Origin of the sequence: Treponema sp. (genome assembly GCF_017430385.1) — a bacterium.
Classification (GTDB): domain Bacteria; phylum Spirochaetota; class Spirochaetia; order Treponematales; family Treponemataceae; genus Treponema_D.
This window is the reverse complement of record NZ_JAFRNB010000128.1, coordinates 1-11,356: the sequence shown is the minus strand read 5'-3', so window position 1 is coordinate 11,356 and position 11,356 is coordinate 1. Positions and strand designations below refer to the sequence as shown.

At 44.9% G+C, this 11,356-nt stretch carries 8 protein-coding genes; 7 read left to right on the top strand and 1 reads right to left on the bottom strand.

Features of this window, described 5'->3' with window-relative positions; translation table 11 throughout:
• The first annotated feature begins 19 nt into the window (after window positions 1–19).
• The 3 genes from IJJ71_RS08960 (at window position 20) to IJJ71_RS08950 (ending at window position 5,375) form a co-directional block, all read left to right on the top strand.
• Window positions 20–3,064: a ligand-binding sensor domain-containing protein gene (locus IJJ71_RS08960; RefSeq protein WP_296846489.1), complete on the top strand. Its 3,045-nt coding sequence runs from the start codon at window positions 20–22 to the stop codon at window positions 3,062–3,064.
• A gap of 108 nt (window positions 3,065–3,172) precedes the next feature.
• Complete coding sequence (locus IJJ71_RS08955) at window positions 3,173–4,546, top strand: sodium-dependent transporter (RefSeq protein ID WP_296846488.1); 1,374 nt, start codon at window positions 3,173–3,175, stop codon at window positions 4,544–4,546.
• 7 nt (window positions 4,547–4,553) lie between these two features.
• A complete protein-coding gene (locus tag IJJ71_RS08950) occupies window positions 4,554–5,375 on the top strand; it encodes a Cof-type HAD-IIB family hydrolase (protein WP_296846487.1) in 822 nt (273 codons plus the stop codon).
• A 28-nt stretch (window positions 5,376–5,403) separates the two neighbouring features.
• On the opposite strand, the gene IJJ71_RS08945 is transcribed toward IJJ71_RS08950, so the two are convergent.
• Window positions 5,404–7,437: a PP2C family protein-serine/threonine phosphatase gene (locus IJJ71_RS08945; protein ID WP_296846486.1), complete on the bottom strand. Its 2,034-nt coding sequence runs from the start codon at window positions 7,435–7,437 to the stop codon at window positions 5,404–5,406.
• A 182-nt stretch (window positions 7,438–7,619) separates the two neighbouring features.
• Between IJJ71_RS08945 and IJJ71_RS08940 the strand changes: the two genes are divergently transcribed.
• From IJJ71_RS08940 to IJJ71_RS08925, 4 genes are all read left to right on the top strand, one after another.
• Window positions 7,620–7,832, top strand: coding sequence for a FeoA family protein (locus IJJ71_RS08940; protein ID WP_296846485.1), 213 nt, complete (start codon window positions 7,620–7,622; stop codon window positions 7,830–7,832).
• A 36-nt stretch (window positions 7,833–7,868) separates the two neighbouring features.
• Window positions 7,869–8,090 (top strand): FeoA family protein, encoded by a 222-nt coding sequence (locus IJJ71_RS08935; RefSeq protein ID WP_296846484.1) that lies wholly within the window; start codon window positions 7,869–7,871, stop codon window positions 8,088–8,090.
• 22 nt (window positions 8,091–8,112) lie between these two features.
• On the top strand, window positions 8,113–10,503 hold the full coding sequence (gene feoB / locus IJJ71_RS08930; protein WP_296846483.1) for a ferrous iron transport protein B: 2,391 nt from the start codon (window positions 8,113–8,115) through the stop codon (window positions 10,501–10,503).
• Window positions 10,504–10,638: 135 nt separating this feature from the next.
• Entirely contained in the window at window positions 10,639–10,797 is a 159-nt protein-coding gene (locus IJJ71_RS08925) for a FeoB-associated Cys-rich membrane protein (protein WP_296846482.1), read from the top strand.
• Window positions 10,798–11,356: the final 559 nt, after the last annotated feature.

The following is an 11,356-nucleotide window of genomic DNA, read 5'->3' as shown; positions in this document are numbered from 1 at the left end:
ACAATTAAATATTATGAAAATGAAAAAGTTTTTTTCTTCTCTACTCATTCTAGCATCTTTTGCATCATCTGTCTTTTCACAGGCAGCGGCAAAAGGCAATGTTGATCAGGCTTTTTTGAACGATTTCGTCCGAAGGAACTGGACTACCGCAGACGGACTCCCCGGCATGACGATTACGGCAATCATGCAGGACCAGAAAGGCTACATATATATCGGAACTTATGACGGCCTTGTCCGATTCGACGGAATTGAATTCGTAAATTTCACGCGAACTGTAGATCCGAAATACGACTTCGCATCAGTCCGCGCAATTTTTCAGGACTCTAACGGAAACCTTTGGGTCGGACACAACGACGAGGGCGTAACATGCCTAAAACCAAGCGGAGAAATCATAAAATATACAACCGAGAACGGCATTCCCCACAATTCAGTCAGAGCAATCTGTGAAGACCATTCAGGCAATATCTGGCTCGGAACGGCATCGGGTCTGTGCTACCTCACGCCGGCTCAAAAAGTCATGCAGCCAACAGGGCTTCATGAGCTTGGTCAGGAAACCATTCAAGTCTCACAGCTTTACTGCGACACAGCAGGAAGAATCTGGGTCTCTACGGCAATCGAAAATGATCTTTTCGTCTACTCAAACAAAAAAATCGAGCGGTTCACAGGAATCACAAAAATCAAGGATCCTTCCGTAAACGAAGTCACACAGGACAGAAGCGGTGCATTCTGGTTCGGAGTAGCACCGCACTTCGCAGTCCGAATCAAGGAAAATGAGGAAACTGTTTTTGACATCTCGCACGACCATCTTGAAGGAACTGTCGTAAACTCAATCATCCAGGACACTGCCGGAGATTTCTGGTTCGCCTCGGACAGCGGAATCACGATTCTCCACAACGGAATGTACACTTATTACGACAAGCGCAACGGAATCGCAGACGATTATATCAACGAAATCTTCCAGGACCACGAAGGCAACATCTGGATCGCATACAACCGCGGCGGCATCGAAAAAATGAGCCACGGAAAATTCCGCACAATCAGTATGCCGATCGCAATAAACGCAATCTGCGAGGACAAAGGTCGCGGGCTAACATGGCTTGGCGCGGATGACGGACTTTACTGCTATGACAAGGACAATAAATTCATCGAAAACGACCTTACAAACCTCACAAAAGGCGCAAGGGTCAGGCATCTCGAAATAACCAGCGACAATGAAATCCTCATATCAACATATTCTGACTTGAGCCAAATCCGGCTTAGCCCAGACAACAGCATAAAAGTCTGGTCAACCGGGGATGGACTGGCAGGCCTCAAATGCAGGGTCGCAATAAAAACAAAAACCGGTGACTATTATGTAGGCACAACGCAAGGACTCAGCATCATCGACGGAAAGACAGGCGCGATAACGAACATCACCCGCGACACAGGATTTGAAAACGAATTCATCATGGCACTTTTCGAGGACAAAGAAGGCAACATCTGGGTCGGAACGGACGGCGGCGGAATCTACATCCTCAAAGACAAGGAAATCTACAGGCACTTCAAGAGTGATCTGGGGCTTGCGGGCAATGTAATCTTCAAAATTGCTGAAATCGACAATGACATCTGGATTACCACTGGAACAGGAATCTCAAAATATCTGGCCGAAACAAATTCATTCTTCAACTTTAACTCTCGGAACGGACTTGGAATTGACAGCGTTTTCCAGATGATTTGTGATTACACGCGCACAATCTGGATGACGAGCAACAAGGGCGTTCTCTCGCTGAATCTTTCAGAAATGCAGGATGTCGCAGCTGGCAAAAAAAGCAAGGTCTCGCCGAAATTCTACGGCAACTCTGACGGTCTCATAACAGGCGGCGTAACATCAACATCTGTATCTACTCAGGATTCGCTCGGACGAATCTGGTTCACGCTCATCGACGGTTTCGCAATCTACGACCCTGTAAAATCAGGCAAAAATCAGATTGCACCAAAAATCGAGATTCAGCAGTACACAATCGACAACAACAAGTATGACTATAATGGAGAAAAAATCATTCTCCAGCCTTCGGCAAAACGACTCAGCATCAAGTTCACGGGTCTCAGTTTCATTTCGTCAGACCAGATGAGGTTCCGCTACAAGCTCGGCGGATTCGAGCAGGACTATTCGGACTGGTCAACTTTGAGAAATGTCTCGTACACAAACCTTAAGCCTGGAACTTACGAATTCACCGTAATCTCACAGAACAGCGATGAAATCGAAAGCGCACCTACCGAGCCAATCATAATCATCAAAAAGCCTTATATCTGGCAGCATGTGTGGTTCTGGGTTCTGATTATTCTTATAATCATCGCAACGGCAGCACTCATCGTCCTTCATAAAATCCGAAAGATGCGCCGCTATCAGATTGAGCTGGAGCAGAAAGTCGAGGAAAGAACCCACGAGCTTAAGCTTGAAAAGGAAAAGAGCGAGAGCCTTCTTCTGAACATTCTTCCAAAAGAAGTCGCAAAAGAACTTACGGAGCATCCGAACCAGACAATCGCTAAAAAATTCCCGAATGTCACTGTTTTGTTCACTGATATTGTCGGATTCACGAAAATGAGCGACGGCATGACAGCTGAGGAAGTAGTCACCATGCTCAACAAGATGATTTCAAAATTCGACGAGCGGGCAAAACGCGAAGGAATCGAAAAAATCAAGACAATCGGAGACGCATACATGGCCGCGACAGGCCTTTCAGAAGATGCGGACAACAAAGGCGCGCTAAAAATGGTTCATTACACTCAGGGGCTCATGGATGATGTAAAGGCTTTCAACGATAAATCTTCTGTCAAAATCCAGATTCGTCTTGGAATCAACACAGGAAACCTCGTCGCGGGCGTTATCGGAAAATCAAAGTTCATTTACGATATCTGGGGTGACACGGTAAATGTCGCAAGCCGAATGGAAAGCACTGGTGAGCCGATGAAAATCCATGTCACGGAATCGACCTACGAGCAGACAAAAGACAGCTTCCCTTACAGCTCAGGCGTTGAAGTCGCCGTAAAGGGCAAGGGTGAGATGAAGACATATTTCCTTTAGTCCAAAAAAGCTGGCTTTCTGGGGCAGGTCTTGCAGAAGCAGGCTTGCCGGGAACTGCTATTTTGGGGCAGATGATTAAAATCCGATAATGTGCTAGAATCTTTCGCTATGGAAAATCGAGAAAATTTTAAGTCACGAATCGGATTTATCATGACTTCGGCAGGCTGCGCTATCGGACTTGGAAATGTCTGGCGCTTTCCTTACATCACCGGCCGTTACGGTGGAGCGGCATTCGTCCTTTTTTATCTGGTGTTTCTTTTCATTCTTGGCTCGCCAATCATGGTAATGGAATTTGCAGTTGGCCGTGCAAGCGGTAAGAGTGCAGTCCGTTCTTTCCACGCGCTGGAACCGGCCGGAAGCAAATGGCATATTTTCGGATATTTTGCGGCGGCGGGCAACTACCTTCTCATGATGTTCTACACGACTGTCGCAGGCTGGATGTTCGCGTACATCTACAAAAGTGCGAAAGGTGTTTTCACCACCCTTGAACCGGGCGAAATCGGAAATATCTTCAACGCAATGCTCGCAAATCCAGGGGAACAGCTTTTCTGGATGACAATCGTAGTCATAATCGGTTTCTTAATCTGCTTGGGCGGCCTTAAAAACGGTGTTGAAAGGGCTTCGACCATCATAATGACAAGCCTTCTCTTTCTCATGCTCATTCTCGTCGTAAGGGCAGTTACGCTTCCGGGAGCAGGAAAAGGCCTCGAATTCTACCTCAAACCTGATTTTTCAAAGATGACTGAAAACGGTCTCGGCGAAGTTATTTTTGCGGCAATGGGTCAGGCTTTCTTTACCCTCTCTCTCGGAATCGGCGCGCTCGCTATTTTCGGAAGTTACCTCGGAAAAGAAAAATCGCTCACAGGCGAGGCATTGAATGTAATCGCGCTCGACACTTTTGTTGCTCTCATGGCAGGTTTCATCATTTTCCCGGCATGTTTTGCTTTCGGCGCAAACCCAGGGCAAGGACCGGGCCTTATTTTCGTAACTCTCCCTAATATTTTCAACTCAATGTTCCTCGGCCGGCTTTGGTCCACAGTTTTCTTCGTATTCATGTCTTTCGCAGCCCTCACGACCGTAATTGCAGTTTTCGAGAACACGATTTCTTTCTCTATGGACATGCACGGTTACAGCCGAAAAAAAGCGGTCGTAATCAACTTCATATTGATACTCGTGCTTTCAATTCCATGCGCGCTCGGATTCAATATCTGGAGCGGATTTGTCGTTCCAAAAATCGGCAATATTCAGGACATCGAGGATTTCATCGTATCAAACAACCTTCTTCCGCTTGGCTCGCTCGTTTACCTTGTTTTCTGTACTTCAAAGTACGGCTGGGGATTCGACAAGTTCAGCATCGAAGCAAACACAGGCTCAGGAATCAAATTCCCGCGGATCCTCAAATTTTATGTCAGCTATATTCTTCCACTGATTGTCATCGCAATTTGGGCTGTCGGTTACCTGCAGAAATTCATTCTCAAATAGGAATTTTATGGAAAAAATTGATGTAAAACTTATCGCTTTTGATCTGGATGATACTCTTCTTAACGATGACAGGCAGATACCCGAAGGGAATGTAGCGGCTCTGCGTGAATGTGCCGAAAAGGGCATTTACATAGTCCTTTGCTCAGGCCGTGCCGAGGACGCGATTCTTCCTTTCGTAAGGCAGCTAGAAATTGCCGGAAAAGAGGCCGGAAAATTCATCATAGCAATCAACGGCTGCTCGATTTTTGACATGCACAAAAGACAGCAGATTTTCTGCCGTAAAGTCGAGCCGGAGATTCTATTGCGCACAAACGAAATCGCAGAAAGCTGGGGCTTAAAAACAGAAGTCTACACCCCGGACACGATTTATTATGCCGAAGCAACAAAATGGACAAAGCTTGATGTCGAATTGTGCGGCTTAAAAGGCCAGTCTGTCGAAAATTACAAGGAATTCTTGAAAACGGGCTTCACAAAAATGCTCGTTCCGGGAGAGCCAGAGGAGCTTCAGAAGCTGCAGAAAATTCTCCGGGAAGAATTCGGCGAGCGTGCCGTTATTTTTACGAGCAAGCCTTACTTCCTTGAAATTCTTCCTCCAAACTGTGGCAAGGGCGAGGCTGTCGAATGGCTTTCAAATCAGCTCGGCTTCGGCCTCGAAAACACAATGGGATTCGGAGACAGCATGAACGACGAGAGCCTTATCAGAATGGCCGGCTACGGCGTGGCTATGACGAATGGTCTTCCAGAAATCAAAAAAATCGCCCGCTTTGTGACTGATTTGGACAACAATCACAGCGGCGTGGGCGATTTTTTGAGAAAGCATGTGCTCTAACGGCACTTCGGCCAGTAAAAATCAAAAATTATTTTTTCTTGAGGACGATGATTGTAAGGTCATCGTTCACAGGAACACCTTCCGTAAATTTTTCAAAATCAGCAAGAATCGAATCAAGCTGGAACTGCGCCGCTCCGCCTGCATTTGAGAACGAACGCGTGATTCCTTCATAGCCAAATTCTTTTCCTTCCTTGTTACGAGACTCTGAAAGGCAGTCTGTGTACAAAAGAATGCTGTCACCGCTCTTCATTGAAAATCCTATTGCGCTGTACTCAGGCTCCAGCATCGGGATTCCAATCAATCCGCCGCCGTTTTCCTGCCCCTTCACTTCAATAGGAACGGTCTTACCACTGTGTCCTGAGCGGAAGAATGCCTTTGGATGCCCCGCGCTCAGATATTCGACCTTATTTCCGTTGAGCCTCAAAAGAACGCCCGTGAGATAATTCTCAATGTCGCCCTTCTCTTCTCCAATCTGCCTGTTTATCTCGCCCATGACCTGACTCAAAGGTTTTTCAAGCCCCTCGTTGAATTTGCGGTCAATGACGGTCTTCGCAAGCATTGTTACCAAGCCCGAAGCAATTCCGTGCCCCGACACATCGAAAAGCCCGACTCCGCGCAGAGTCTCATGTTTATAGAAGAAATCGTACAAATCCCCGGAAACTCCGGCCATAGGATTGAAATAATATGCCACTTCCCAGTCAGAAAAATCAGGCATAAATTTCTGATAGAAGCTTCTCTGGACATAAACCGCAAGCTGCATGTCACGATCAGCCCTTCTTTTTGCCGTAGAAAGCTCATCGTTCGTAACCGAGAGCTGGGCATTTGACTCAGAAAGCTCCTTCGTGCGGTCGGCGACTTCTTTTTCAAGATTGCGGTTGAGATATTCGACCTCAAGCTTTGAATTCGCAAAACGGTTTGCCATTATGAAAAGCAGGGTGATGATTACAAGCTGCCAGCCCGTTGATGAGATATAAGGGAAATTGTAGAACTTGAACACCGAATGAATCAAAAAGTCCAGGACGACAGAAATAACCAGCGGAGAAAAACCGATCAGCAGCGTGAGAGATTCTTTTTTTCTCTGGATTACCTTTCCGACAAGAATAATCAGAATGTAAACCATCGGCGGAATCAACATTCCCTGCAAAAGAGGCTGCATCTGGCGAAGAACCCGGTAAGACGGACAGAACATTACGATAATCACAGGAACCACAGCGAACACGAGGCGCGCAAAAAGAACAGGCTTTCGATCCCGCCTTTTAAGGAAGCTGTTTATGTACATCGTGACAAGGAATGGCAGGACATAAGGAAGCCCGCTCGAAAAAATCTTCTGGAACCACAAGAATGAAATATGCTCGCCGGTAAAGGCCGGGAACTCAACATAATAGAAGACAAAAAGATAAACTGAAGAGATAAGATTTATGAGTCCGAAAGCAAAATTATCTTTTTCAGAACGAGATTTTACATACAAAAGAAGATGATAAAGTCCGATTACGAACATAAGGAATGCGAACACAAGCTGGATTCGGCTAGCCCAGAATGCCTCGCGCTTTGCAATTTCAGTCGCATCATCAATCTCACCGATAAAAGGATTTGAGACAATTGAACCTTCGCCGTCCACCCAGATTTTTACGACAAGCTCGTTCTCACCGTCCAGAATCAAATTTGCAGGGATTGTGTAAAGCCTGGCACGGTTCCATGCGCTGAATTCATGCGGCGGGAAAAGCCCTTCTCCGCCAATTTTTGCTCCGTTCAAAAAAGTCTCATCGGCAATAGTTATTCGGCCAAGATAACAGCCTAAAAGTTTATTTTTGAGAGTGTCCGGCACAGAAAATCGTTTACGGAGCCAGAGATAGCCGTAATTATCAGTAACAAGATTTTCGAGATTGGAAAGCATTGAATCTTCAAGGGGCTTAAAGTCGTTCTCATGCAGCGCGGGATCAAAAAGATTGTATTCCCACCCCTCAGTCAAAGAGATTCGCTCATGATGGGAATCCGAACAAGCAGCAAGCAAAAAAAGCATTGAAAAAATAACCGCAACAAAAAAGAACCGTCGATTTTTCATATTAAGCTCCATTTAATCTTTTGATAGCACCACTATCAAAATTGTACAATATTATGAAAAAAAACGCAAATCAAATTTCAGTTACTTAAATAAAATTTTTCTTCGTTAAAGCTATTGAAAGTTATTTATGACTAATATATATTATTTACTAGTAATTGCTATAAGGTAACAAGGGATAGGAAATGATACCATTAGTTTATGCAGGCAAAGAGGAAGAACAGGTTATCAAAAAAATCGGTGGCAGTGACGAAGTAAAGCGGCATCTTGAAGAATTGGGCTTTACTGTGGGCGGCACGGTCACAATCATTAATTCACTTGGCGGAAATATAATCGTCAAAGTCAAAGAGTCAAGAATCGCCATTGATGAGGGCATGGCAAGAAAAATCATGGTTTAAGCAAAATGTCAGCAAATAATTGGAGGATATAAAAATATGAAAACATTGCGTGAAGCAAAAATCGGCGAGACTGTAAAAGTCGTTAAGCTGCACGGTGAAGGTGCAGTCAAGCGAAAAATAATGGACATGGGCGTAACGAAGGGTGTTGAAATCTTCGTTCGAAAAGTTGCCCCGCTCGGAGACCCTGTTGAAGTCACTGTTCGTGGTTACGAGCTTTCTTTGCGAAAAGCCGATGCAGAAATGATTGAAGTAGAGTAAAAAAAAGGAGAATTTAGAAAAAATGGCAGAAAATATTCGAATTGCACTTGCAGGAAACCCGAACGCGGGAAAGACTACGCTTTTTAATGCGCTCACAGGCTCAAATCAGTTTGTCGGAAACTGGCCTGGAGTTACTGTTGAAAAAAAGGAAGGAAAACTCAAGAAACATGAAGGCGTTGTCGTAACTGACCTTCCTGGTATTTATTCTCTTTCTCCATATACTCTCGAAGAAGTTGTCGCACGAAACTATCTCGTTGGAGAGCGACCAGATGCAATCCTCAACATCGTTGACGCTACAAACCTGGAACGAAACCTTTACCTCACAACTCAGCTTGTTGAGCTTGGAATTCCGGTTGTAATCGCCCTTAACATGATGGACCTGGTTAAAAAAGCAGGCGATAAAATCAATGTTCAGGAATTGAGTCGCCAGCTCGGATGCAAAATCATTGAAATTTCAGCCCTCAAAGGCACAAATGTTATGGAAGCGGCCGAAGAAGCAATCAAAGCCGCAGCACAGACAAAAACTGTTCCTCAGCATGTTTTCCCTGGTCCTGTTGAGCACGCAATCGCTCACATTGAGGAAGCTGTTGTTCACAATCTCCCGGAAGAGCAGCAGAGATGGTACGCAATCAAAGTCTTTGAGCGTGACGATAAAGTTCTTGAAATGCTCAAAATCGAAAAAACAACGCTTGAGCATGTTGAGACTGACATTAAGGCTGCCGAAAAAGAGCTTGATGATGACGCCGAAAGTATCATCACAAATGAACGATATATCTACATTGCACAGATTCTCAAGTCAAGCTACAAAAAGGCAAATGCCGGCTCTCTTTCAACATCTGATAAAATTGACCGAATTGTAACAAACCGCTGGCTGGGCTTGCCGATTTTTGCCGTGATTATGTTCGCGGTTTATTGGATTGCAATGATTGGCGTTGGTGCTCCGGCTACTGACTGGGCCAACGACGGTCTTTTTGGTGACGGTTATCATCTTCTTGGAATCGGAAGCGCAGCTTATGAAGAGGCTGCGGAAGAGTACGGTGATACACCTGCAATCCTTGAGGCACTTGAAGCTGGCGAAAAATCATACATCACAGTAGATGATGAGACTCTTGAAACTTCTGACCCAATCGAAATCACAGCCGAAATGGCAGAAGAAGCAAAGGCAATGGCAGAAAAGTACGGCGAAGAAGGCCCTGATCCTGCAAACTACGGCGTTTGGGTTCCTGGTGTTCCGGCCGTTATCGGTGTTTTGCTTGAAAAACTCGGAACTTCTGAATGGTTGAGCGGCCTTATCCTTGACGGTATTGTTGCCGGTGTTGGTGCAGTTTTGGGCTTTGTTCCTCAGATGCTCGTTCTCTTCCTCATGCTTGCATTCCTTGAGGCTTGTGGTTACATGGCACGAATCGCCTTCGTCCTTGACCGAATCTTCCGAAAATTCGGACTTTCCGGAAAATCATTCATTCCGATGCTCGTTGGTGTTGGTTGTGGTGTTCCTGGAATCATGGCTAGCAGAACAATCGAAAATGAGCGTGACCGCCGCATGACAATCATGACAACTACTTTCATTCCTTGTGGTGCAAAAGTTCCTTTCATCGCGATGATTGCAGGCGCAATCTTTGGTGGAGCTGCCTGGGTCGCAACATCCGCTTACTTCATCGGTATGGCCGCAATCATCATCTCTGGTGTAATGCTCAAAAAGACTAAGATGTTCGCTGGAAATCCGGCTCCTTTCGTAATGGAATTGCCGGCTTACCATTTGCCGACTTGTGGCAATGTTCTCCGCTCAATGTGGGAACGCGGCTGGTCATTCATCAAAAAGGCAGGAACAATCATCTTGCTCTCAACAATCGTTGTCTGGTTCACATCTTTCTTCGGCTGGACAGAAGAGGGCTTCGGTATGCTTAGCGAAGATCAGCTTGATTCTTCTATCCTTGCAAAAATCGGTTCTTGCATCGCTTGGATTTTCGCACCTTTGGGCTGGGGTAACTGGCAGGCAGCGGTCGCTTCAATCACAGGTTTGGTCGCAAAGGAAAACATCGTCGGTACAATGGGAATCTTGTACGGAAGCGGAGATGTTACGGCTTATCAGGCTCTTGCACAGGCTTTCACAAGCGTTGCCGGCTTCTCATTCCTCGTATTCAACCTTTTGTGTGCTCCATGTTTCGCCGCAATCGGTGCAATCAAGCGCGAGATGAACAACACAAAGTGGTTCTGGTTTGCAATCGGCTATCAGTGTGGATTCGCATATCTCGTTGCATTCATAATCAATCAGTTTGGAAAACTCTTCACAGGAAATGTGAATATCGTTGGATTTGCCCTTTCAGTAGTCGCTCTTGTTGGAATCATTTACATGCTTTTCATCAAGAAGTATACTGAGGCAGATAAACTCACAGTAAATGTGGGAAAGTGCTGATTAACACTTGACGCGATTAATCCGCACTTCCCACCAAATTGCCGTAAATCTTCGATTTACGGACAATTAACAACATTCAAAGAGAACACTGATTTATTCTCGATTGAATAAATCAGTGTTTCCAAAGGAAAATAAATGGGAAACATTATTGTCGGCACGATTCTGCTCGCCATTGTTGCGGCCGTAATCGTGCGGCTTATCAAAAACAAACTCAGCGGGAAATCTTCTTGCTCATGCGGCTGTGGCGGTGGAAGCTGCCCGCATTGTGCAGGCGGTTCATGCAAGACTGAGTAAAAGGCCGAATGCCGGGTTTTGAAATTCAAAACCCGGCATTTGCCCTGTTTTATTCAAACTCAAATCAGTTTTATTATTTAAATTTTCCTTAAACCTTGGTATAATACTATGGAATAATTTTATCAGGGGAATTTTTCATGACTGACTTTACAAGAATTATCAGTATCTCATCTCTTTTCTTTCTTTCATTTTTTTGCTTTCAGGTGGGAATTTTTTTGTGGTCTGGTCAAAATTTAAAGCAAAACGGCAGGCGAACTCTCATCTTTATTGAATTTTTCACTGGATTTTTGCTCATTGCAGATGCACTTGCCTACATTTTCCGGGGAAATACAAGCATAACAGGCTACTACATGGTACGCATCAGCAATTTTTTTGTTTTTGTGTGCAATTTGTCATTATCATTCTTCTTTTGTTTTTATGCAGGGCATCCGCATTAAAATAACTTAATGACTCTATCCAGATAATCTTCGCATTTATCGCAAATGTGCTGCTTTTGAGAAATTGTAATGTTTTTGGATTTTATGACATCCGAAAAATCTGCTTGCTTCAGAAGATTCAT

Excerpts from the sequence above, each read along its gene's own strand:
- IJJ71_RS08960 (WP_296846489.1), top strand. The coding sequence starts at position 20 with ATGAAAAAGTTTTTTTCTTCTCTACTCATTCTAGCATCTTTTGCATCA.
- IJJ71_RS08955 (WP_296846488.1), top strand. The coding sequence starts at position 3,173 with ATGGAAAATCGAGAAAATTTTAAGTCACGAATCGGATTTATCATGACT.
- IJJ71_RS08950 (WP_296846487.1), top strand. The coding sequence starts at position 4,554 with ATGGAAAAAATTGATGTAAAACTTATCGCTTTTGATCTGGATGATACT.
- IJJ71_RS08945 (WP_296846486.1), bottom strand. The coding sequence starts at position 7,437 with ATGAAAAATCGACGGTTCTTTTTTGTTGCGGTTATTTTTTCAATGCTT.
- IJJ71_RS08940 (WP_296846485.1), top strand. The coding sequence starts at position 7,620 with ATGATACCATTAGTTTATGCAGGCAAAGAGGAAGAACAGGTTATCAAA.
- IJJ71_RS08935 (WP_296846484.1), top strand. The coding sequence starts at position 7,869 with ATGAAAACATTGCGTGAAGCAAAAATCGGCGAGACTGTAAAAGTCGTT.
- feoB (WP_296846483.1), top strand. The coding sequence starts at position 8,113 with ATGGCAGAAAATATTCGAATTGCACTTGCAGGAAACCCGAACGCGGGA.
- IJJ71_RS08925 (WP_296846482.1), top strand. The coding sequence starts at position 10,639 with ATGGGAAACATTATTGTCGGCACGATTCTGCTCGCCATTGTTGCGGCC.